Here is a 22,353-nt window from a genome sequence, read left to right on the forward strand (position 1 = left end):
TGACACTAAGTTCTGTAGTGCCGGACTCGATGCCCGCGACGGACGATCGGGGTGTCTAGTGAACCGATCTCATCGTTCCGACCTGGCACTCACATGCCGCGAGTGCCAATCTCCGTTTTAGCACTCGACCATGGAGAGTGCAAGGTCGATCAGAGGCCTCTCGATCGGGCGCGGCGGCCGGCTACTTCTTGTCGCGGTCCAAGCCGAGCTGGTCGGTGATGTAGAAGAACGGATCCGTCTGGTCGCTCAGTCCGGTGACATTCACGGCGCCCGGGCCGTACGCGGCGATGCGGACCTGGCCACCGGTGTGCTGCTCTTCGCCGGCTTCGAGCGACGTGCCGTAACTGACGGTGATGGTCTCGCCGTCCTTGGTCGTCAGATTGCGGGTGAGACCCGGCATCGGGAGCTCCGCGTCGGTCTCGGCGATCTGGCTGGAGTGCGCGTGGTCCCCGGTGACGATGACGAGCGTGTCCTTGCTCTCCTTCGCGAAGTCGAGGGCGGCCTTCACTGCGTCGGCGAGCTGGACGGTCTCACCGATCTGACCGCACGGGTCGGCGTCGTGATTCGCCTTGTCGACCGAGCCCGACTCGACCTGCAGGAAGAATCCCTTGTCGCCCTTGAGGAGATCGATCGCCTTGGTCGTCATCGCGCCGAGCTTCGGAACTGCTGACGTGAACTCTGCGTTCGGCGAGCACTTGACCGCCGGCTGCTTGTTGCCGTCCTTGACGGCCGTGGCCTTGGACCACATGCGCGGCAGGTTGCCGTCGGCGAAGACACCGAGCAGCGGCTTGTCCTGATCGGCGGCCTTGACGCCGGCCAGCTCGTCGGCACTGCGCACCACCTGGTAGCCGCGTTCCTTCGCCTGAACGTCGAGAGTCTTGCCCTTGTACTCGCCTGCCGTCGCGGTCTCGTTGAAGGTCTCCCAACCGCCGCCGAGGGTGACGTCAGGTCGTGTGGCGAGCAGCTGCTCGGTGATCGAGCCGAGGCCGCCGTTCTCCAGGGCGTTCTCCGGGCACTTCTCCAGGGTCGCCTTCGGTCCGTAGCACTTGCGCTGCGACACGTGCGACACCTGGACGGCCGGGGTGGCGTCCTGCAGTTCGGTCGTCGTCACGTCGCCGGTCTTGAGCCCGTTGGCCTTCGCGATCTCGAGGATGGAGCGCTGCGCCTTGCCGTTCACGTCGACACTGATGCCGCCGTTGTACGTCTTGGTACCGGTCGACCACGCCGAACCCGACGCTGCCGAGTCGGTGACGTAGGAGGGCTTGTGGGAATCCTTGTTCAGCGAGTACGTCGTGTAGTCGCCGCTGAAGGGAAGCTGATCGATGCCGGGCAGCTGTCCGGCCGCGCCGTACTCGTAGTCGCGCGCCAGCGTGTACTCCTGGTTCGCGGTGCCGTCCCCGATCACGAGGATGACGTTCTTCGCACCGGACTTCTGAATCGAGTCGGCGATCATCTGCGTCTGATCCTCGGACAGACGGCGTGCGCCGCCGTTCTTCGTGATGTCGCCGGTCGCCGCGCGTTGGATGTCGACGCCCGCGACCTTGTCGCCGTCGTTGCCGGCCGCGTCGTCGGACGAGCAGGCGCCGAGGACGCCGGCCGCACCGAGGACGGCCACCGCTCCGAGTGCGCTGATGGCGCGCACCCTCTTCTTGCCATGTTTCTGAGCCATGGACGTATGGCAACAGTCGAATATGAACTGACGGAACCGGTCGGTTGAACAGATGACATACGGACTGCGTCATAGCGTCGACTGCCGTCGAGACCCCGATCACCGACTACTGTCATGCCGTGGACATTGCTCTCATACTGATCATCGCCCTCTTGGCGATCATCGCCGTATTCGTCGTATTCCACATCCTCGGCCAACGGAAGCTGCGCGAAGCGGAAGCCGACGGCATCCGCCAGCGGGCCTACGCGCCGGCGGATCCGTTCTCCAGTGCCGACGACGACGCCGTCCACGGCAACCCGCGCGAACTCGAGCCGGGCGACATGGTGGAGATCCGCGGGACCACGTACGCAGTACGCGGCACGATGACGTTGACACAGGACGGATTCTCCTGGGTGGAACACTTCATCGACACCGGAACCGGATCCAAGGCGTGGATCTCGGTGGAGGACGACCCCGATCTCGAAGTGGTGCTCTGGCAAGAGCAGAAGGGAGTCACCGTAGTGCCCGGTGAAATCACAGTCGATCTCGACGGACGCCGATACCGGTTCGACGAAGCAGGGTCGGCGCGTTTCTCCTCACTGGGCACGACAGGCGTCGCCGGGACCGGCCGAATGGCGTATCAAGACTACGAGGCCGGAGACGAAAGGCTCACGTTCGAGGACTACGGCTTCGGATGGGAATGCGGAAAGGGCCAGGTGCTCCACCACTCCGAGTACCGCGTGTACCCCGCCGACTCCGGTCCGACGACATGACCGCGTCGATCGTCCGCCCGCTGAGTGTCCCGTACGCAGACACCCGCGCCGACCAACTGGCACTGGTTATCGACGGGCCCGAGCTTCCGTACCTCGCCCGTCAGGACCTGGCGGTTGCAGGCATCGTCGTCTCGATGCGACTCCTCGGTGCGAGTCATCAAATCGTGGTCGAAGGCAGCCGCACGCTGTCCGAGACGGTCGCGTGTCTGCCTGAAGCGAACGCTGCGCTTCCGTCCGACCTCACGAGGGACGGATTTCAGTTCCGTTCCGAGATCACCGCACCAGATGGCCCGACGTTCGCCGCACTGGTCGACGACCTGATCCGACGTGCCGACCGCGCCAACGGTTCCTGCCTGATCGGCCGGTTCCCACGCGAACCGCACGCCGTCACGGCGATCTTCGCCGACGTCAGCACCACAGTGGCCGTGTGGGAGACGTGGCACACCTACCCGCAGGACACTCAGATCGTCCACACCCGATCCGAGTTCAGGATCGCATCATGAGCACATCCGATCCGGATCCGCGCAAGGATCTCTTCCTGATCCGGAACATTCTCGTCGGAGTGATCATCGTGATCGCGGCGATCGCCATCATCGTGACCTGGGCGTCACGCCCGTCGTCGGCGAAAGAACACATCACGCGGGAGTACCAGAGGACGACGGCCCTCGACGAGTCCGGAGAGAGCGCGTACGTGGCAGACGGGACGCCGAGCAGTGTGGCCGCGGCCATCAGCGACGTCGAAGAACCGGTCGACGAGCTCGACGGGGCCGGGGCCGACGGAACGCTGGACGGGTCGCATTTCATGCAGTACCCCGACTACCTCATCGCCTTGTTTCCCTATCAGTCGGGCAAGACCAAGGTGATGGTCTCCCGCGATTACACAAGCGGATACAACCACTATCACCACTACGTCGGCAGCCATTGGGTGTCGACACCCCGCTACTCCGGCAGCGGCTCCGACTATCGGGGCGGCGGAAGCGGCAGCGGCAAATGACCGCGACCATCCGCCCACGAACAGACAACAACATCTAGGAGACTTCGGTGCTCATCGATCTGCTCAGAAACTCGTACTCAGCCGCCGCGTACATCGGCACCGGACTGCTGCTGATGGTCGCGGCGTTCGCCGTCATCGACGCCCTGACCCCCGGCGATCTCCGACGACTGGTGTGGTTCGACCGCAACCGCAATGCGGCGATCCTCGTCGGGTCGAACCTCGCGGCGACGGCACTGGTCATCGTGGCGTCCATCAACGCCAGCGAAGGACGGCTCGCCGAGGGACTCGTGTACACCTTCGCGTACTCGGTGATCGGAATCGTCGCCATGTCGATCGCGTTCCTGGTCGTCGACATGCTGACTCCCGGCAAGCTCGGCGACCTCGTCGTGCACCCCGACCCGCACCCCGCCGTCTGGGTTCACGCCGTGACGCACATCGGAATCGCCCTGATCATCTGCGCGTCGATCTTGTGACGCCGGAGACGACCGAGACGTCTACCGCCGATTCGCCACTGTCGACGCTCCGGCCGAGACTCGCCCGCAGCGCTCTGCTCGCGGTCGTGTTCATCTGCGCGGCGTGCGGCCTCGCATACGAGTTGGCACTCATCTCGCTCGGCTCCTTCCTTATCGGCAACACCGCGACGCAGGCGTCGATCGTCCTGTCGGTGATGGTGTTCGCGATGGGCATCGGGTCGCTCGCCGCGAAGCCGCTGCAGCGATGGCCCGCCACCGCATTCGCGATCATCGAACTGCTCCTGGCGTTCATCGGTGGACTGTCCGTTCTCGCGTTGTACGCAGCCTTCGCCTATCTTTCGATCTATACCTCGGCGATGGTGGTGATCGCGTTTGTCCTCGGTCTCCTGATCGGTGCCGAGATCCCCCTCCTCATGGTTCTGCTGCAGAAGATCCGACGGCAGGACGCAGGATCGGCTGTCGCTGACATGTTCGCCGTCGACTATGTCGGGGCACTCGTCGGCGGGCTCTGCTTCCCTTTCCTCCTGCTCCCGATGTTCGGGCAGTTGCGGGGCGCCCTTGTTGTCGGCCTCGTCAACGCCACAGCCAGCGCGTTCCTCGTGTTCGTCGTGTTCGCGCCGATGTTGAGCCGGGTCCGGCGAGCCGTTCTCGGAGGAGCGACCCTGCTCGTCGTCGCGGCATTGATCGGCGCCATGGTGTTCTCCGACCGATTCGAGGTCACTGCACGTCAAGCGCTCTACCGCGACCCCGTTGTCGCGGCCGAGCGTACGGCGTACCAGGAGATCGTGATCACCGAGCGTCGAACGGCGTCCGGCCCCGACACCCGACTGTTCCTGAATGGCGACCTGCAGTTCTCCTCAGTCGACGAGTACCGGTATCACGAGGCGCTGGTGCATCCCGCGATGGCGGCGCTTCCCGACCGCGGAGGCCGCGTGTTGATCCTCGGCGGCGGCGACGGTCTCGCTCTGCGCGAGGTGCTCCGGTACCCGAACCTCGACGCCGTGACGCTGGTCGAACTCGACCCGGAGATGATCAGTCTCAGCCGGACCGACCCGCGACTCAAACGGTTGAACGAGGGATCGCTCGACGCTCCTCGCGCCTCCGTCGTCACCGCAGACGCGTTCTCCTGGATCCGAGAATCCCGTGACAGTTTCGACGTGATCATCATCGACATGCCCGACCCGGACGACACTGCGACCGCGAAGCTCTATTCGGCCGAGTTCTACGGGATGGTCCGGTCACACCTCAATCCGACCGGCTCGATCGTGGTTCAATCCGGGTCGCCGTACTTCGCTCCGCAGTCGTTCTGGTGCATCGGTTCGACGCTCACCGAGGCCGGACTCCGAACCGTCCCCTTTCACGTCGACGTCCCAGCTTTCGGCGACTGGGGCTTCCACCTCGCCGGCCGCACCGCTCCCGCGTTGCGACTCAATGCGCCGTCCCCGCTTCGCTTCCTCGACGCGTCGACGCTCGCTGCCGCGGGCTCCTTTCCACCCGACCGGGGTCCGATGAACGTTCCGGCCTCGACGTTGATGGATCCGCGGATTCTTCGCTACGCACAATCGGAATGGACCGCGTACTGACGCCGGATACCAACTACCGTCAGAACACATGTCGGGCGAACTGATCACCATCGTGATCTTGGGGACCGTGTTGGCGGCGTTGCTGATCGTCATCGCACTGCGGACCCGACGCGTGGTCGTGACCCCGCACGAGCGGGCCGTCTACGACACCCTGCAGACCGCCGCGTTGGCGGCGCGACCACTGCGCGACGGACTCACCGAAGAGTCGGCGGCCGAGGCCGTCGGCCCGCTGCTGGCGCTGACCTCGGCCGACGGCGTCGCGCTGTACGGTCCGGACGCCGAACTCCTCGCGAGCGACGGCGAGGCCGACCTCTGGACGTCGCCCGTCCTCGCGTCGTCGGCGAGACTCGCAGCCGACGCGCTGCAGGATCAGCGTCCGCTGGCGGCTCCCGGCCCCGGCGGAGCGTCGGCTCTCGCCCGACACCTGCTGGCCGCGCCCCTGCTCACCGACGACATCAGTGCGGGCGTGCTGGTTGTTGCGTCGTTGGACGAACCCGGACCAGGCCGGATCGGTGCGATCACCGAGGTGGCACGCTATGCCGCCAGCCAATTGCAACTCGCCGAACTCGACGCGTCTCGGGCCCGCCTCGACCGGGCCGAAGTGCTCGCGCTCCGCGCACAGATCAGCCCGCACTTCATCTACAACGCCCTCAACACGATCGCATCGTTCGTCCGCACCGACCCCGACCGGGCACGCGAGCTGATCCTCGACTTCGCCGACTTCACCCGCTACTCGTTCCGCGCGGCGGGCGAGTACACGGCGCTCGCCGACGAACTCCGCAACATCGACCGCTACCTGACCCTGGAACGTGCACGATTCGGACCCGGCCTGACAGTGAAACTGCAGGTGGCGCCCGAAGTACTCGGTGTCGTCGTGCCGTTCCTCGCCCTGCAGCCGCTCGTGGAGAACGCCGTCCGCCACGGCCTTGCGGGCAGAAGAGCCGGCACCATCAGCATCATCGCGCGCAACGCGGGTCCCGACTGCCTGCTGTCGATCGAGGACGACGGCGTCGGGATGGATCCGGAGCTGCTGCGGACCGGCGCGATCGACGCCCTCAACCCCGCGGGACCGAAAGAGTCCGACGGCGCGCACGTCGGACTCACCAATGTCGACCAACGTCTCCGATCGGCGTTCGGCAACGACTACGGTCTAGTGGTCGACACCGCCGTCGGCGCAGGAACCAAGGTCAGCATGCGGATCCCGAAGTTCGCGTCCGGCATCCGAGCCGATCCGGCGACAGACGGGAGAGAGGCCCACCACCGATGACCGGACTGACAATCCTCGCCGTCGACGACGAGGCCCCCGCCCTCGACGAACTCGCATACCTCCTCAACCGGCACGACTCCGTCGGCCAGGTGATCACCGCTTCCGACGCGACGAGCGCGCTCCGGGAACTCACCGACCACACCATCGACGCCGTCTTCCTCGACATCTCGATGCCGGGGTTGTCCGGCATGGAGCTCGCCGGGGTTCTCGCCAACTACGCATCGCCCCCGCCCGTCGTCTTCGTCACCGCGCACGACGACCGCGCTGTCGACGCTTTCGCCATCGGTGCCCTCGACTACGTCTTGAAACCGTTGCGCGACGCCCGCCTGGCCCAGGCGATCGACCGCGTGGTCGCGCATGTGACCGCCCGCAACGACGAACCGTCGGAGCCTGAGGCCGTGGAGCCGGACGATGTGATCCCCGTCGAGTCGGGCGGTGTCACCTCGCTGGTGCGACGTGACTCGATCTCATGGGTGGAGTCCGTCGGCGACTACGCCCGTCTGCACAGCGACACCGGCGCGCACCTCGTGCGGGTCACCCTGTCCACACTTGAAACCCGTTGGCAGCCTGCCGGGTTCGCCCGCGTGCATCGCAGTTACCTCGTGAATCTGCCGATGGTCGTCGGACTCCGGTCGGCGGGTGCCACCACGATGGTCCGAGTCCAGGCCAACGGGCGGTCTGCGGCCGTCGAACTGCCCGTCAGCCGCCGCCAGGTCCGCGAACTGAAGGACCGTCTCGTCCGCGACCCGATGCGCACGATCCGCGGCGACACCGGGGGCTGACGTGCCAGACGTCCCGCCCCGCGAACGCGTTGTCCTGTCGCAGCGACGCGGCGCACGAATGGTGCGCACTCGCGTCCAGGTGGCCGAGCAGAGCGGCGTCGGCGAACACCTGGTGCGGGGTCTGGTCCGCGCGCAGCTCGCGCTCGCTCTGCGTCTCGGGGTCGCCGTCACCCTGCTGTTCGTCGCGATCCCCATCCTCGGCGCCACTGTCGAACCGTTCGCCACGGCAACCGTCTTCGGAATCAGGCTCAACTGGCTGATCCTCGGAGTCGCACCGTATCCGGTCCTCTACCTCGCAGGACGGCTGTATCTGCGTCTCGCGGAACAAGCCGAACGCGACTTCGAACGCCTCACCTCCGACGAGCCGGGCGCCGACCGGTGACCGGCTGGACTCTCGCGGCAGTCGTCGCCGCGGCCGCGGGAACCCTCGCCGCAGGCGCCTATGCGGGACGGGGCGCCCGTTCGACGTCCGACTTCCTCGTCGCCTCGCGCGGTATCGGACCCGGCTGGAACGCCGCGGCCATCGCAGGCGAATACCTGTCGGCTGCATCGTTCCTCGGGGTGGCCGGGCTCGTCGCCAAATACGGCGCCGACGCCCTCTGGTACCCGATCGGGTTCACCGCCGGGTACCTCGCGCTCCTGCTGTTCGTCGCCGCGCCGCTCCGCCGGTCCGGCGCGTACACCGTCCCCGACTTCGCCGAGTTCCGCCTCGCCTCTCCCCTGGCCCGCCGCGTGTCGATGCTGGTGGTGGTCGGTGTCTGCGTCCTCTACCTGGTCCCGCAGCTGCAGGGCGCGGGCCTCACCCTCGACATCCTCCTCGGCCTGCCCCCGTGGATCGGTGTCGTGACCATCGGACTGCTGGTGATCGTGAACGTCGTCGGCGGCGGTATGCGGTCGGTGACGTTCGCGCAGGCGGCGACCTACTGGCTCAAACTGACGGCGATCGCAGTCCCGGCTCTCGCGCTCTCGGCACTGTTCCTCACCGGCTCGCACGACCTCGGCGAACCGCTTCCTCCACACGTCCAGACCGCCACCACCGTCGACGTGGGACGGACCGTCTCCGTCGAGATCACCGACCCAGCGGGCGTCCGGATCGACCGCATGCCCGCCACGGCCGGCACGACGACCGTCGACGAGGGCTCCACCATCACGCTCGACGCCGGTGCGCAGACACCCGTGGTGTCCGGAGTCCCGCAGACCGGGCAGGGGTGGGCGGCGTCCGGCGGCGGCCTCGGCGGCGACCACCCGCTCTACCAGGTCCTGTCGCTGATGGTCGCGACGTTCCTCGGCGCGATCGGACTCCCCCACGTGCTCGTGCGCTTCTACACCAACCCCGACGGCCGCGCCGCCCGGCGGACGGCGCTCAACGTGATCGCCGCGCTGTCGGTGTTCTACCTGTTCCCGACGGTGCTCGGCGCGCTCGCCCGGATCTGGACGCCGCAGATCCTGACGACGGGCGACGCCGACGCGGCCGTCCTACTCCTGCCCGACGCCGCGTTCGGCGGAGTGTGGGGGACGCTGTTCGGCGCGCTCGTCGCGGCCGGGGCGAGCGCCGCGTTCCTAGCCACGTCGTCGGGCCTGCTGGTGTCCATCGCGGGCGTCATGTCGACCGATCTGCTGCCCGCCGGGGTGCGCAGCTTCCGGATCAGCGCCGTCATCGGCGGACTGGTCCCGATCGGTCTCGCACTCGGCGCGGGATCGCTCGAACTGTCCCGCTCGGTGGGCCTGGTGTTCGCGGTGTCGGCCGCCACGTTCTGCCCGCTGCTGCTGTTGGGCATCTGGTGGCGCGGACTCACCGCGACCGGCGCCGTCGCCGGACTCGTCGTCGGCGGCGCCACCTCGATCGCCGCGGTGGCGCTCGGAACTGGCGACCTCCTCGCCGGCTGGCCGGGGGTGGTCGTCGACTACCCCGCGGCCGTCACCGTGCCGTTGACGTTCGCGGTGATGATCGGAGTCAGCCGAATGACACGCGCGACGATTCCCCCGCGGGTCGCCGCTGTCTTCGCAGCCATGCATGTACCCGAACGCCTCGGCCTCGGCGTGGAGAGGACTCCCTGATGGGTGCCGGTGGTGCCGCGCTGGTGCTCCTTTTCGTCCCGCTATTGGTCGTCACCGTTCTGTCGGGCACGATGGCACGACACCGTCGGCACCCGCAGCCGGTCCTGAACCGGCCGCGAGTGCCAAGTCCGACGACCGTTCATCGGTAGCGAGAGACCGTTCATCGCACCGTCGACCGGCCTGGTCGATCAGATCACAACCTGTACTCCATGTGACTGTCGTCTCGTTCATGCTCATCGCATGCGATTCACCGTCAACCCAGCGAAGGAGTGATCGTGTCCGACCAGCCTCCCGCCAGGCTCGAACCGTCACCAGACGAGTTCCTCGTAGCCGAGGCCAGCCCTGAGTTCCACAAGCTCCGCAGCTCACTGCGGCGCTTCGTCTTCCCGATGTCGGCGTTCTTCCTCCTCTGGTACGCCGTGTACGTCCTGCTCGGCGCGTTCGCCACCGACTTCATGGGCACCAAGGTGTGGGGCAACATCAACGTCGGCCTCATCCTCGGACTGCTGCAGTTCGTGACCACATTCGCCATCACCTTCGCGTACGTGCGGTTCGCGAACCGCGACCTCGACCCGCAGGCGGACGCGATCCGCCAGAAGTTCGCCGACGGCGGCTACAACACTCCGGAGGCCACCCGATGATCACCCATCTCGCCGCCGCAGAGGCGGTCGGCAATCCTGCGGTCAACATCTCGATCTTCATCGCGTTCGTCGCGGTCACGATGTTCGTGGTGATCCGCGCCAGCCGCAAGAACACCTCCGCGTCTGAGTTCTTCACCGCGGGCGGCGGCTTCTCCGGCCCCCAGAACGGCGTCGCCATCGCGGGCGACTACCTGTCGGCGGCGAGCTTCCTCGGCATCGCGGGCGCCATCGCCGTCTACGGCTACGACGGCTTCCTGTACTCGATCGGATTCCTCGTCGCGTGGCTCGTCGCGCTCCTGCTGGTGGCCGAGCTTCTCCGCAACACGGGCCGATTCACGATGGCCGACGTGCTCAGCTTCCGACTCAAGGAACGCCCGGTCCGCATGGCCGCCGCGATCTCGACTCTTGTCGTGTCGCTGTTCTACCTGCTTGCGCAGATGGCCGGAGCGGGCGGCCTCGTCGCACTCCTGCTGAACATTCACGACAAGACGGGACAGTCCATCGTCATCGCCGTCGTCGGTGTCCTGATGATCGTGTACGTGCTGGTCGGCGGAATGAAGGGCACCACCTGGGTGCAGATCATCAAGGCTGTGCTGCTCATCGCGGGCGCTGCGATCATGACCGCGATCGTTTTGGTCAAGTTCGACTTCAACATGTCGAGCCTCCTCGGTGAGGCCCAGAACATGATCACGGGCAACGAGAAGACCGCGACGCGTGACGTCCTCGCCCCCGGCGCCAAGTACGGCGGCTCCACCGAGTCGAAGATCAACTTCCTCTCGCTCGGCCTCGCGCTGGTCCTCGGCACGGCAGGTCTGCCGCACGTCCTGATGCGTTTCTACACCGTCCCCACCGCGAAGGAAGCACGACGCTCGGTGGTCTGGGCGATCTCGCTCATCGGCGCGTTCTACCTGTTCACGCTGGTCCTCGGCTACGGCGCGGCTGCGCTCGTCGGCCCGGAGAAGATCCTGGGCGCCGCGGGCGGCGAGAACGCGGCGGCACCTCTGCTCGCGCTTGAACTGGGCGGAACCGTCTTGATGGGCATCATCTCGGCCGTCGCGTTCGCGACCATCCTGGCTGTCGTCGCCGGTCTCGCGATAACCGCGTCGGCGTCGTTCGCACACGACATCTACGCGTCGGTGATCAAGCGTGGTCAGGCGTCGGAGACCGATCAGGTGCGCGTCTCCCGGATCACCGTTGTGGTGCTGGGCATCTTGAGCATCGTCCTCGGCATTCTCGCAAACGGTCAGAACATCGCGTTCCTCGTGGCCCTGGCGTTCGCGGTCGCGGCGTCGGCCAACCTCCCGACCATCGTGTACTCGCTGTACTGGCGTCGTTTCAACACTCGCGGCGCGCTGTGGAGCATGTACGGCGGCCTGATCTCGTGCATCGTGCTCATCGTGTTCTCGCCTGCCGTCTCCGGCACCGCGAAGTCGATGATCAAGGGATCCGACTTCCACTGGTTCCCGCTTGAGAACCCGGGCATCGTGTCGATCCCCCTCGCGTTCATCCTCGGCATCGTCGGCACGCTGACGTCGAAGGACCGCGGCCAGCCCGCGAAGAACGCCGAGATGGAGGTCCGCTCCCTCACCGGAGTCGGCGCCGAGGGAGCCGTCGCCCACTGACCACCGCCCCTCGACACAACGAGCCGCCCCGCACGATCTGCGGGGCGGCTCGTTGCATGAGGACCGTCAACCCACGGTGACGATCTCGTCGTCGACCGACTCGGGAGAACCGATCTGGCGGATGCGCGCCGGAAGGGCGAGCGCTGCCAGCAGGCACGCGACTGCCGCCGCCGCCGCAATCAGGTACGCGGCCTTGAATCCGTCACTGGTGTACATGACTGTGCCTGGAGGCAACGCCTGCATCACCTGCGGCGGGAGTTGCGCGATGTACGAGTTGTTCATCACGGTGAAGGCGATCACCGGGAGGACAGCCGGGAACACACTCTGGAAGACGCCCGCGATACTCGCGGTCGACGCCTGCAGCTGCGGCGGAACTGCTTCGATCAGCAGATTCGGGATCGACGCGTAGCCGAGCCCCATGCCGAGTCCGACAAGGCTGCCGAACACGATCAACAGTCCCTTGCTGTCGTGAGAGAACGCCGCGAGGCCACAGCCGAGTCCCGCAGAGACCGCACCGGCCGCGAGCGTCATCCGCGGACGAGCGTCGCGGCCGACCAGGACACCGACGATGACGCCGCCGATCATGGTGAACAGTCCGATCGGAGTCTGAAACAGTGCCGTTCCCTTGGCGTCGACACCGAAGCCGTACCCCAGCCCGAGCATTCCCGGCGTCATGACCAGCATCGGGAGCAGCATCGTGAACAACCCGCTCACGCCGTACATGAATCCGGCCGCGGTGACGGTGAACGCGACCGACCGCTCGCGGAGGACCTTGATGTCGATCAGCGGTTCGGCGATCACGCTGGCGCTGACCAACCAGGCGACGACCAGGACGATGCCGCCGAGCAGGAAGCCGAGAGTCGAGCCCGCGGACCAGCCCCAGGTCGGGCCGAAGCTGACGCCGACCAGAATGCCCGCCACACCGGCGCCGAGAAGCACCGCGCCGACCAGATCGAGCCGCGAGCGAACCCGCACCGAACTCTCCTTCGTCGTCGCGAAGATCAGGCCGCCGAGAACAACGAGTGCGATGACCGCGAACCAGAAGATCGAGCGGAAGCCCCACCCGTCGACCAGCCAACCGGTGATGTACGGCGCCGGGATCGCGATGATGCCCATGCCGCTCGTCGCGATGCTGACCGCGAGTGCGACCGTCTTCGCCGGGAAGACGTCACGAATCAGCGAGTAACTCAAGAACAGGCAGGGGACGAGGAACCCGGTCAATGCGCGTCCGACGATCAACACGCCGTACGACGGCGCCACCGCCGAGACAAGTGATCCCACGAGGGCGAGCGCCACGCACACGAGCAGCATCTTCCGCTTCCCGTGCATGTCGGCCAGCTTGCCGACGAGCGGTGCCGCGACCGCCCCGAGCAGAAGGAACGAGGTGAGCAGCCATGCGCCCTGCGTCGTCTGGTAGTGCGCCGCGATCGAAGGGAGGGCGGTGGCGATCATGATGTAGCTGATCGCGAGCATTTCGAGGAGCAGCACGATCGAGAGGAGAGAGATGACGAGTCGCGGCGTCCACCGCTGATCTACGTCGCCGGTCGAGCCGGGGAGGGAGGGCGAGACCATCAGAGGTCCTTTCGTGGGGAAGGGATCGACAGCCGGGGCCTCAGCCCCTTCGTGTCGGTGACATCACAATCCACGGCAGATGTGCCCCACTACACACCGTCCCAACCACCGGGACATCCCTCGACTACGTCCCGCTGACGAACCCCCCAGGTCACGGCGATATCCGGCATTCGACGAGGATCACGCCCGGTCTGACGGTTCGTCCTCGCAGCCCAGAACTGCCGGCCAAACCTTCGCAAGATGACCGTCGACGGGGCGACGCGAACTACTCGAGACCGCGTTCAACCATCACCGAGCAGCGGAAGAAGGCACGTAAGCACGCCTACTCCCCTGAGTGGTAATGGTTGGACGCGGAAAGTCAGGCGTCTTGGATCCGCGCGAACGGGCGGGCCGCTTCGAGTTCGTAGGAGAGTTCGAGGAGCGTGCGCTCGGCGCCCATGTCGGCGGAGAAGTGGATGCCGATCGGCAGACCGTCCGGAGTCTGCCCGAGCGGCAGAGATACCGCGGGCGTTCCGCTGACGTTGTTGGCGGGCGTGAACGACACATAGCGCGTGAGCTTGTCGAACACCTCGTCGAAGTCGCCCGACGGGGAGAGGACACCGATCTCCGGCGTCACATGAGCGAGCGTCGGCGAGAGGACGACGTCGAAGTCCCTCGTCAGGCCGATGAACGCCTTGGTCCCGCGGTTCAGTCCGCGGATCGCGAACGGGAGGCGGTAGAAGCGACGCAGGAATCGGTTCGACAGGCCACGCGTGAACGGATCGATCTGCGAGTTGTCGAAGCCCTTGCCGACGGTGAACTTGCCGAGCCTGTCGATGCCGAACGCCATCAACGCCCAGTAGTCGGCGAAGTCGTCGACGAACGACCTGTCGACCGGAAGCGGCACTGTGGTGACCGAATGACCGAGCGACTCCAGGAGCTCGACGGTGTCGTTCAGTGCGGAGTCTGTCGCCGGATCGAGGAGATGTCCGGTGATCGGCACGTTGACCAGCGCGATCCGGAGGCGCTTGTCACCGGGTCCCTCGACGTGACCGACCGGCGGCAGATTCTTCGCCGGTGACAGTCGTTCGACGTCGGCGAGGAAAGCCGCGCTGTCGCGGACGCTGCGCGTGATGACACCGTTGCTGACCAGGTCGATCGGCAGGTCTTTGGCCATCTTCGACGGCGCCGTCCGCCCGCGCGTCGGCTTCAGACCGACCAGACCGCACGCCGCGGCGGGGATACGGATGGAGCCGCCGCCGTCGTTGCCGTGTGCGAGCGGCAGAACGCCCGCGGCGACGAGCGCGGCTGCACCGCCGGACGACGCACCCGACGAGAAGTCGGTGTCCCACGGGTTGCGGGTCGGTTCGCGGTCGACGAACTCGGTGGTGGCCGTCAGCCCGTAGGCCGGGGTGGTCGACGCTCCGATCACGTTGAGGCCGGTTCCGACGAACTGGTCGGAGAACTCCTCGTTCTCGGTCGCCTTCACGTCCGGCGTCGCGGCCGAACCGTTCCGCGTGGCGATCCCCGCGAACGCTGTGTTGTTCTTGATCGCCGACGGCACACCCGCGAAGACACCGTCGAACGTGCCCGCGGCCCGCGACCGTGCACGCTCCCGATCGTCGACGACAAGAGCGTTGATCGCCGGCTCCACGACATCCAGTCGGGCGAGGGCCGCGTCGAGCACTTCCGCGGCATTGACTTCGCCGGATGCGATCCGCTGCGCGACGCCCAGCGCGTCGAGGTCGCCGAGCGCGTCGTCGGTGAAGGAATGCACGTGTTTCATGGTTACGCAGCGTACTTCGTTCGACACCCGTGACGCGACGCACATCAGCGGGTAGGAATTGAAGCATGCAGCTGAGATTCACCCCAGAGGAAGAAGCCTTCCGGACCGAGCTCAGGGAGTTCTTCACCACCGAGATCCCCGAGGACATCCGACGGCGCAACGCCGAAGGCAAGACCATCTACCCGGACGACATCGTCACGACGACGCAGATCCTCAACAAGCGCGGCATCGCAGTCCCCGCGTGGCCGGTGGAAGCCGGCGGCCAGGACTGGACGCCGGTGCAGCATCACATCTGGCGCGAGGAGATGGCGCTCAACTTCGTCCCCGACCTGCTGCCGTTCAACGCGGGCATGGTCGGACCGGTGATCGCCCACTTCGGCAACGACGCGCAGAAGGAACGCTTCCTCCCGATCACCCGCAATCTCGACCTCTGGTGGTGCCAGGGATTCTCGGAGCCCGAGGCAGGCAGTGACCTCGCGTCGCTGAAGACGCGGGCCGTCCGCGACGGCGACCACTACGTCGTCAACGGCCAGAAGACGTGGACCACCCTCGGCCAGTTCGCCAAGTGGATCTTCATGCTGGTCCGCACCGATCCCGACGTGAAGAAGCAGGCGGGCATCAGCTTCCTGCTGATCGACCTCGACACCCCGGGCATCGAGATGCGCCCGATCCAGCTGATCGACGGCGGGTACGAGGTCAACGAGGTCTTCTTCAGCGACGTGCGCGTGCCTGTCGAGAATCTCGTGGGTGAAGAGAACCAGGGCTGGACGATCGCCAAGTTCCTGCTCGGCAACGAACGGTCCGGCATCGCCCGTGTCGGTTACACGAAGACGAAGCTCGCTCGAGCCAAGAAGCTCGCGAGCGAGATCACCACGCCGAACGGGACGCTCCTCGACGATCCGGCGATCGCATCACGCCTCGCCGACCTGGAGAATCAGCTCCTGGCCCTCGAGATCACGCAGCTCCGTGTGGTCGCGGGCTCGGCGAACGGCAAGCAGAACCCGGCGTCGTCGCTCCTGAAACTGCGCGGCTCCGAACTGCAGCAGCAGGCGATGGAGCTCCTCGCCGACATCGCCGGTCCGGACTCGCTGCCCGTCGCGGGAGTCGACGCCGCAGGTGCCAACGGCACCGCCGACGTGGCCTCTCCCGAATGGGCCCAGCTCACGGTTCCGACCTACCTCAACTACCGCAAGGTCACGATCTACGGCGGCTCGTCCGAAGTGCAGCGCCAGATCATCGACAAGGCCGTGCTGGGCCTCTAGGCCCGCCAGACTCACCAGGGAACACAAATGGAATTCGACCTCTCCGAAGAACAGGTGATGTTGCGCGACACCGTCCGCGACGTCCTGACCTCCACCTACGACGTGGAGACCCTCCGATCCGTCACCGACACCGACCTCGGCTGGAGCCGCGACGTGTGGAACTCGCTCGCCGAGATCGGCATCCTCGGTCTCGTCTTCAGCGAAGACGACGGCGGCATGGGCGCAGGCCCGGAGGAGTTGTCCGTCGTCATGGGCGAGCTGGGTGCGAGCCTCGCTCCCGAACCTCTGCTCGGATCGGTGATCGTGCCCGGCATGCTCGTCGCCCGCACCGCCGACGACGCCACCCGCGCCGACGTCATCGGCGGCCTCTCGTCGGGCGAACGTCTGCTCGCGTTCGCGCACACCGAACCCGGCGACCGGTGGCCGCACACCGCGGTCACGACGACAGCCGTCGACGGGAACCTGACCGGGACCAAGACCCTCGTCGACCACGGCGACGTCGCCGACACCTTCGTGGTCTCCGCTCGTGAGTCGGACGGGACGATCGGGCTGTACCTCGTCGCCGCGGACGCCGACGGCCTGGCCCGCACCGCGTACCGGACGCACGACCGCCGACGCGGAGCGCAGATCGAGCTGACCGGCGCCGCCGGAACACGTCTGGGCAGCGGCGACGCGTCGCAGGTGATCTCCGACGTCGAGGTCGCCACACAGTCGGCCCTGTGCGCCGAGGCCGTCGGCGCCATGACCCGCGCCCTGCAGCTGACGGTCGAGTATCTGAAGACGCGCAAGCAGTTCGGCGTTCCGCTCGCAACGTTCCAGGCGCTCACTCATCGCGCCGCCGACATGTACGTGTCGAACGAACTCGCGCAGAGCATGAGCACGTACTTCACCGCGGCCCTTGCCGACGGCGACTACGACCCGATCATCGCCTCCCGGGCCAAGCTGCAGATCTGCCGCAGCGGACGGCACGTCGGCCAGGAGGCCATCCAGATGCACGGCGGCATCGGCATGACGGCCGAGTACCCGGTCGGTCATTACGTCAGCCGCCTCACCGCGATCTCGCACACCCTCGGCGACGCCGACTCGCACCTGGCGCGGCTCTCCGGCTCGGTGTCCGAGTGGGACATGGTGACCGTCGGCTGACTGACGTTCGTAGCACCGACACGTATCCGGCCCTGAGCTCCGGAAGTGCGGAATACGTGTCGGCACTACGAGACGTGGATCACGCTACCGAATGTCACAGCAACTGGTTTAGGGTGACGACCATGGCTGAACCCATCATCGAAGACTCCATCGACGTCAACGCAACCCCCGAGGCCGTCTGGTCCGTGATCAGCGATCTTCCGCGCATGGGCGAGTGGAGCCCGCAGTGCAAGAAGATGATCGTGTTCGGCGGTGAGGTCAAGCAGGGCGCGCGCACTCTCAACGTGAACCGCCGCGGCCCGCTCGTGTGGCCGACCAGCGCGAAGATCGTCACGTTCGACACCAACCGTGAGATCGCCTTCCGCATCTCCGAGAACCACACCGTCTGGTCGTACAAGATCGACGCCACCGAGACCGGTTCGCGCGTCACCGAATCGCGTGTCGCCGAAGGCGGCAAGACCACCGCACTGTCGGCGTTCCTCGTCGACAAGGTGTTCGGCGGCAACGACTCCTTCGAAGACGAACTCCGCGAAGGCATCCGCGAGACGCTCGGCAAGATCAAGCGCGCCGCGGAAAGCGTCTGAGCTCTGGCCTAGACTCGGGGGCGATGAATCCGCTCCCGGTCAGCAGTTCCGCCGGAGCCCGACCGAGGAGGAACCTGAAGGTGGCACGACGCCCCAAGGGTCCCGACGCACGCACCGGCGTCGGACACCTGATCGACCTGTTCAATCAGACAGTCCCGCCGATCCACCCGCGCGGCATCCCGTTCGTCGCGGCGCCCGCCGCGGTCGCAGTCCTGGGCCGCAGCAAGCCGTGGATCTCGCGCCCTGCGATGGCGCTCGCAGGCGCGTCGGCTCTGTTCTTCCGCCATCCGTCCCGCGTCCCACCGACGGGCGCGGGGCTGGTGGTGGCACCTGCCGACGGCACCATCGCGATCGTCGACGAGATGGTCCCTCATCCCGAACTCGGTCTCGGCGATCAGCCGCTGCCGCGCATCTGCACGTTCCTGTCGGTGTTCGACGTCCACGTGCAGCGCGTCCCGATCGCCGGGCGAGTCCTGTCGGTGGTCCACAAGCCCGGCGAGTTCCTGTCGGCCGATCTGCCCGAGGCCAGCACGGCGAACGAACGCACGTCGATGACGATCGCGACCCCCGAAGGACCGCAGGTCGGTGTTGTGCAGATCGCCGGTCTGATCGCCCGCCGCATCGTCAACGACGCCGAGGTCGGACACGATCTGGTCCTCGGCGACACGTACGGCCTGATCCGATTCGGTTCACGCGTCGACGTCTTCCTGCCCGCCGGAACCGTGCCGAAGGTGTCGGTCGGCCAGCGCGCCATCGGTGCCGAGACAGTCTTCGCGGACCTGAGCTGATGGCCGACGGACCGACCCGCCCGCGGCTGGGCCGGCGCCGTCGTGACGGCGCGCCGCGTCGTCGTGCCCGCGTCGCCGGCCAGATGCGGCGACGCAGCGACCGCGAGCGGCGCCATTCGTTGCGGGACGGCCGGATGTTCCTGCCGTCCGCACTCACGATTCTCGCCGTCTGCGCAGGTCTGAGCGCTGTTCGTTTCGCCGACGAAGGCAAGATCGATCTCGCGCTCGGACTACTGGTGATCGCCGCCGTGCTCGACGGCCTCGACGGCCGCGTCGCTCGCATGATGGACGCGACCACCAAGATCGGCGCCGAGATCGATTCGCTCGCGGACGCCATCAACTTCGGTGTGGCACCCGCCTTGATCGTCTACTCGGCGGTGCTGCGCGACTCCGACTCCATGGGCAAGGACGTCGGCTGGATCCTCGTCCTCATCTACTGCGCAGCGATCGTCCTCCGGCTGGCCAGGTTCAACACCCTGCTCGACGACGACGACGCCCCGGCGTACACGAAGGAATTCTTCGTCGGCGTGCCCGCTCCCGCGGCCGCCGTGATGGCGTTGCTCCCGGTCGGCATGATGCAGCACTTCGGAACCGGCTGGTGGACGTCGACCGCCGCTGTCGGATCGTGGATGGTGTTCGTCGCACTGCTCGCGGTGAGCCGCGTCCCGACGTTGTCGTTCAAGACGGCCCGGGTGCGCCCGAGTGCGCTCGCCGGGTTGCTGATCGTGGTCGCTGCGGCCGCCGCACTGCTGATGACATTCCCGTATCTGCTGATGGTGATCGGCGTTCTCGCGTACCTCGCACACATGCCGTTCGCGTGGCGGATGCAGCGGTTGGTCGCGGCCCGGCCCGAGCACTGGGAGGTCCCCGCGCGTGACCGTCGCCTCCAGCGGCGAGACGAGCGTCGTGCCGCCGGCGGCAACGGCGTCCGCCGACGTCGAGTGGCCCCGCGCACGTCTGCACGCCTGGGTCTGCGGCGTCCGACGCCGCGAACCGAACGCCACGCCGACGACATCGTCGAGGACTGAGACGTGACGGAACCGTCGTTGGCACTCACCGCACGTCTGAACACCTCGGCCGCCGACTCGCGGCGTGGACTCGTCCGCGTTCACCCTGAGGTGCTGGCCGCACTGTCGCTGAGGGAGTGGGACGCGATCAGCCTCACCGGTGCGCGGACCGTGACCTCGGTGGTGGCCAGGGCGTCCGACGACGTGCCACCCGGCACCCTCCTGCTCGACGACATCACGTTCTCCAATCTCGGCGTCCGCGAGAACACCCAGGTGATCGTGGGCCCGGTGACCGTGTACGGCGCGTCGAAGGTCACGGTGAGCGGATCGTCTGCCGCGGTGTCGGCCGTGGCGGACGCAGCCCTGCGGCGCGCGCTGCTCGGCAAGATCGTTTCTGTGGGCGATGCCGTCGCCCTCCTGCCACGTGACCTCGGCCCCGACCTCGCAGCGAGCGAAGCCACACAGTCGATGGCTCGCGCTCTCGGCATCACCTGGACGAACGAACTGTTGACCGTCACCGCGACCGAGCCTGCCGGCCCCGTCAGCGTGCAGACCAACACGGCGGTCGTATGGGCCTCCTCCTCGCCCGTCGAGCACAGTCGAAACGCCTCCCCGCCCGTCGAGCGCAGTCGAGACGCCTTGCCGCCCGTCGAGCGCAGTCGAGACGCCTCCCCGCCCGTCGAGCGCAGTCGAGACGCATCCCCGCCCGTCGAGCGCAGTCGAGACGCCTTGCCGCCGCTCCCGGTCGCGGAGTTGGTCGGCGTCGACTCGCAGACCGCTCGGTTGACGGAGTGGCTGTCGGTGACCCTCGACTCCCCCGACATCCTGGCGGCACTCGGCGCGCAGCCTCGTCTCGGCGTGCTGGTGACCGGCCCGTCAGGTGTCGGCAAGGCGACCGTTGTGCGGTCGGTGTGCGCCGATCGGCCGTTCGTCGAGATCGACGGGCCCACCACGGGCGCGCTCGTCGCCGAGAGCCGCCGTGCCGCGGTGTCCTCGGCCGTCGCGCGCCTGCGCGCGCAGGGCCCTGGCGTTCTGCTGATCACCGACGTCGACGCGCTGCTGCCGGTCGATGCCGATCCGGTGTCCACGCTGATCCTCGACGACCTCAGGTCTGCGATCGGAAGCGGGACCGTCGCACTGGTCGCGACGAGCGCCGATGCGACGAAGGCCGATCCGCGTCTGCGCGAACCCGACCTGTGCGACCGGTCGTTGACCATCGGACTCCCCGATGCTCCGCTGCGCGCAAAGCTGCTGGCCGCGATCCTGCGAAGCGTGCCAGTCGACGGTGAACTCGACTTCGACGACGTCGCCGCACACACTCCGGGCTTCGTCGCCGCAGACCTCGCCGCCGTGGTGCGCGACGCCGCATTGCGCGCTGCGGCTCGGGCCGCCGAGACCTCCGAAGAACCCGCACTGCGGACGTCCGATCTGACCGAGGCGTTGGCCGTCGTCCGTCCGGCGTCCCGGCTGGAGTCGCCCGATGTGGCTCTCGGTTCGATCACGCTCGACGACGTCGGCGACATGGTCGAGACTCGCCAGGCTCTCACTGAGGCGGTGTTGTGGCCGCTGCAGCACCCGGACACGTTCACCCGATTGGGCGTCGACCCGCCGCGCGGCGTCCTGCTGTACGGCCCTCCCGGCTGCGGCAAGACGTTTGTCGTTCGGGCACTGGCCGCGTCGGGACGCCTCTCGGTGCACACCGTCAAGGGTGCGGAACTGCTCGACAAGTGGGTGGGCGCGTCCGAACGTGCCGTACGCGACCTGTTCACCAGGGCACGAGAGTCGGCGCCGTCGTTGATCTTCCTCGACGAGGTCGATGCACTCGCACCGCGTCGTGGTGGTTCCACCGACTCCGGAGTCGCCGATCGCGTGGTCGCGGCGCTGCTGACCGAGTTGGACGGCGTCGAACCGCTGTCGGACGTCGTGGTGCTCGGCGCGACGAACCGGCCCGACCTCATCGATCCGGCGCTGTTGCGTCCCGGCCGCCTCGAGCGACTCGTATTCGTCCCGCCGCCGAATGCCGCCGCCCGCGCGGACATCCTGCGCGCGTCGTCGCGCAACGTCCCGCTCGCGGAGATCGACCTCGACGCACTGGCCACCGACTTGGACGGGTACTCCGCGGCCGACTGCTCCGCGCTGCTGCGTGAGGCGGCACTCGCTGCGATGCGTCGTGACATCGAGGCCGCGACGGTCACCTCCGCCGATCTCGACGTCGCACGAGCGGCGGTCCGCCCGTCCCTCGATCCCGACCAGGTGGCCGAACTCGAGGCGTACGCCGAGCGTCGTCGCAGCTAGCCTCTGGCTTCCAGGGCACTGGCACGGGATCTCCAGCTTCCTGCCAGGTTGTGCGGGTTCTCTCGTAATCGACAGCGGCAGTCGTGCCGCACGACA

The 22,353-nt window shown here is 67.2% G+C and carries 20 protein-coding genes; 17 read left to right on the forward strand and 3 right to left on the reverse strand.

The features are described 5' to 3' along the window. Positions 1–181: 181 nt before the first annotated feature. Positions 182–1,669: an alkaline phosphatase gene (gene phoA / locus GM1_RS13275; protein ID WP_040520112.1), complete on the reverse strand. Its 1,488-nt coding sequence runs from the start codon at positions 1,667–1,669 to the stop codon at positions 182–184. Between the two features lie 119 nt (positions 1,670–1,788). Between phoA and GM1_RS13280 the strand changes: the two genes are divergently transcribed. The 11 genes from GM1_RS13280 (at position 1,789) to GM1_RS13330 (ending at position 11,841) form a co-directional block, all read left to right on the forward strand. After that, positions 1,789–2,421, forward strand: coding sequence for a DUF4178 domain-containing protein (locus GM1_RS13280; protein ID WP_008379582.1), 633 nt, complete (start codon positions 1,789–1,791; stop codon positions 2,419–2,421). Beyond that, the gene (locus GM1_RS13285; protein ID WP_008379583.1) at positions 2,418–2,924 is read left to right on the forward strand and encodes a DUF2617 family protein; all 507 of its coding nucleotides are present in this window, start codon (positions 2,418–2,420) and stop codon (positions 2,922–2,924) included. Before GM1_RS13280 ends, GM1_RS13285 begins: the two co-directional genes overlap by 4 nt. Beyond that, positions 2,921–3,415 (forward strand): DUF4247 domain-containing protein, encoded by a 495-nt coding sequence (locus tag GM1_RS13290; RefSeq protein ID WP_008379584.1) that lies wholly within the window; start codon positions 2,921–2,923, stop codon positions 3,413–3,415. The genes GM1_RS13285 and GM1_RS13290 overlap by 4 nt, the downstream gene beginning before the upstream one ends. A gap of 47 nt (positions 3,416–3,462) precedes the next feature. After that, positions 3,463–3,888, forward strand: a complete 426-nt coding sequence (locus GM1_RS13295; protein WP_008379585.1) for a DUF350 domain-containing protein — start codon at positions 3,463–3,465, stop codon at positions 3,886–3,888. Beyond that, positions 3,885–5,471 (forward strand): polyamine aminopropyltransferase, encoded by a 1,587-nt coding sequence (locus tag GM1_RS13300; protein WP_008379586.1) that lies wholly within the window; start codon positions 3,885–3,887, stop codon positions 5,469–5,471. The genes GM1_RS13295 and GM1_RS13300 overlap by 4 nt, the downstream gene beginning before the upstream one ends. A 28-nt stretch (positions 5,472–5,499) precedes the next feature. Then, entirely contained in the window at positions 5,500–6,738 is a 1,239-nt protein-coding gene (locus GM1_RS13305) for a sensor histidine kinase (RefSeq protein WP_008379587.1), read from the forward strand. Next, entirely contained in the window at positions 6,735–7,520 is a 786-nt protein-coding gene (locus GM1_RS13310) for a LytR/AlgR family response regulator transcription factor (protein WP_008379588.1), read from the forward strand. The genes GM1_RS13305 and GM1_RS13310 overlap by 4 nt, the downstream gene beginning before the upstream one ends. A 58-nt stretch (positions 7,521–7,578) precedes the next feature. Then, the gene (locus GM1_RS13315; protein WP_373278346.1) at positions 7,579–7,902 is read left to right on the forward strand and encodes a hypothetical protein; all 324 of its coding nucleotides are present in this window, start codon (positions 7,579–7,581) and stop codon (positions 7,900–7,902) included. Continuing rightward, on the forward strand, positions 7,899–9,578 hold the full coding sequence (locus GM1_RS13320; RefSeq protein ID WP_008379590.1) for a sodium/solute symporter: 1,680 nt from the start codon (positions 7,899–7,901) through the stop codon (positions 9,576–9,578). The genes GM1_RS13315 and GM1_RS13320 overlap by 4 nt, the downstream gene beginning before the upstream one ends. Before the next feature lie 275 nt (positions 9,579–9,853). Further along, entirely contained in the window at positions 9,854–10,219 is a 366-nt protein-coding gene (locus GM1_RS13325; RefSeq protein ID WP_008379591.1) for a DUF485 domain-containing protein, read from the forward strand. Next, positions 10,216–11,841, forward strand: coding sequence for a monocarboxylic acid transporter (locus GM1_RS13330; protein ID WP_008379592.1), 1,626 nt, complete (start codon positions 10,216–10,218; stop codon positions 11,839–11,841). Before GM1_RS13325 ends, GM1_RS13330 begins: the two co-directional genes overlap by 4 nt. A gap of 66 nt (positions 11,842–11,907) precedes the next feature. Here the strand turns inward: GM1_RS13330 and GM1_RS13335 are convergent, their stop codons facing one another. Next, positions 11,908–13,413, reverse strand: coding sequence for an MFS transporter (locus tag GM1_RS13335; RefSeq protein ID WP_008379593.1), 1,506 nt, complete (start codon positions 13,411–13,413; stop codon positions 11,908–11,910). A gap of 358 nt (positions 13,414–13,771) precedes the next feature. After that, positions 13,772–15,178, reverse strand: coding sequence for an amidase (locus GM1_RS13340; protein ID WP_008379595.1), 1,407 nt, complete (start codon positions 15,176–15,178; stop codon positions 13,772–13,774). A gap of 65 nt (positions 15,179–15,243) precedes the next feature. On the opposite strand from GM1_RS13340, the gene GM1_RS13345 reads away from it, so the two are divergent. From GM1_RS13345 to GM1_RS13370, 6 genes are all read left to right on the forward strand, one after another. Continuing rightward, positions 15,244–16,440: an acyl-CoA dehydrogenase family protein gene (locus GM1_RS13345; RefSeq protein ID WP_008379597.1), complete on the forward strand. Its 1,197-nt coding sequence runs from the start codon at positions 15,244–15,246 to the stop codon at positions 16,438–16,440. A gap of 27 nt (positions 16,441–16,467) precedes the next feature. After that, the gene (locus tag GM1_RS13350; RefSeq protein ID WP_008379598.1) at positions 16,468–17,583 is read left to right on the forward strand and encodes an acyl-CoA dehydrogenase family protein; all 1,116 of its coding nucleotides are present in this window, start codon (positions 16,468–16,470) and stop codon (positions 17,581–17,583) included. Positions 17,584–17,705: 122 nt separating this feature from the next. Continuing rightward, on the forward strand, positions 17,706–18,167 hold the full coding sequence (locus tag GM1_RS13355; RefSeq protein WP_008379599.1) for an SRPBCC family protein: 462 nt from the start codon (positions 17,706–17,708) through the stop codon (positions 18,165–18,167). Positions 18,168–18,247: 80 nt separating this feature from the next. After that, positions 18,248–18,955: a phosphatidylserine decarboxylase gene (locus tag GM1_RS13360; RefSeq protein ID WP_008379600.1), complete on the forward strand. Its 708-nt coding sequence runs from the start codon at positions 18,248–18,250 to the stop codon at positions 18,953–18,955. Continuing rightward, on the forward strand, positions 18,955–19,983 hold the full coding sequence (locus tag GM1_RS13365) for a CDP-alcohol phosphatidyltransferase family protein (protein ID WP_081604283.1): 1,029 nt from the start codon (positions 18,955–18,957) through the stop codon (positions 19,981–19,983). Before GM1_RS13360 ends, GM1_RS13365 begins: the two co-directional genes overlap by 1 nt. A 3-nt stretch (positions 19,984–19,986) precedes the next feature. After that, the gene (locus tag GM1_RS13370; protein WP_008379603.1) at positions 19,987–22,257 is read left to right on the forward strand and encodes an AAA family ATPase; all 2,271 of its coding nucleotides are present in this window, start codon (positions 19,987–19,989) and stop codon (positions 22,255–22,257) included. The last annotated feature ends 96 nt before the right edge of the window (positions 22,258–22,353 follow it).

This window comes from Gordonia malaquae NBRC 108250, from assembly GCF_000344135.1.
GTDB lineage: Bacteria > Actinomycetota > Actinomycetes > Mycobacteriales > Mycobacteriaceae > Gordonia > Gordonia malaquae.

What these genes read in the sequence shown, in the direction of transcription:
- GM1_RS13340 (WP_008379595.1), bottom strand. Translation starts at nt 15,178, where the DNA reads ATGAAACACGTGCATTCCTTCACCGACGACGCGCTCGGCGACCTCGAC.
- GM1_RS13315 (WP_373278346.1), top strand. Translation starts at nt 7,579, where the DNA reads ATGGTGCGCACTCGCGTCCAGGTGGCCGAGCAGAGCGGCGTCGGCGAA.
- phoA (WP_040520112.1), bottom strand. Translation starts at nt 1,669, where the DNA reads ATGGCTCAGAAACATGGCAAGAAGAGGGTGCGCGCCATCAGCGCACTC.
- GM1_RS13305 (WP_008379587.1), top strand. Translation starts at nt 5,500, where the DNA reads ATGTCGGGCGAACTGATCACCATCGTGATCTTGGGGACCGTGTTGGCG.
- GM1_RS13350 (WP_008379598.1), top strand. Translation starts at nt 16,468, where the DNA reads ATGGAATTCGACCTCTCCGAAGAACAGGTGATGTTGCGCGACACCGTC.
- GM1_RS13345 (WP_008379597.1), top strand. Translation starts at nt 15,244, where the DNA reads ATGCAGCTGAGATTCACCCCAGAGGAAGAAGCCTTCCGGACCGAGCTC.
- GM1_RS13290 (WP_008379584.1), top strand. Translation starts at nt 2,921, where the DNA reads ATGAGCACATCCGATCCGGATCCGCGCAAGGATCTCTTCCTGATCCGG.
- GM1_RS13365 (WP_081604283.1), top strand. Translation starts at nt 18,955, where the DNA reads ATGGCCGACGGACCGACCCGCCCGCGGCTGGGCCGGCGCCGTCGTGAC.
- GM1_RS13335 (WP_008379593.1), bottom strand. Translation starts at nt 13,413, where the DNA reads ATGGTCTCGCCCTCCCTCCCCGGCTCGACCGGCGACGTAGATCAGCGG.
- GM1_RS13285 (WP_008379583.1), top strand. Translation starts at nt 2,418, where the DNA reads ATGACCGCGTCGATCGTCCGCCCGCTGAGTGTCCCGTACGCAGACACC.
- GM1_RS13310 (WP_008379588.1), top strand. Translation starts at nt 6,735, where the DNA reads ATGACCGGACTGACAATCCTCGCCGTCGACGACGAGGCCCCCGCCCTC.
- GM1_RS13330 (WP_008379592.1), top strand. Translation starts at nt 10,216, where the DNA reads ATGATCACCCATCTCGCCGCCGCAGAGGCGGTCGGCAATCCTGCGGTC.
- GM1_RS13355 (WP_008379599.1), top strand. Translation starts at nt 17,706, where the DNA reads ATGGCTGAACCCATCATCGAAGACTCCATCGACGTCAACGCAACCCCC.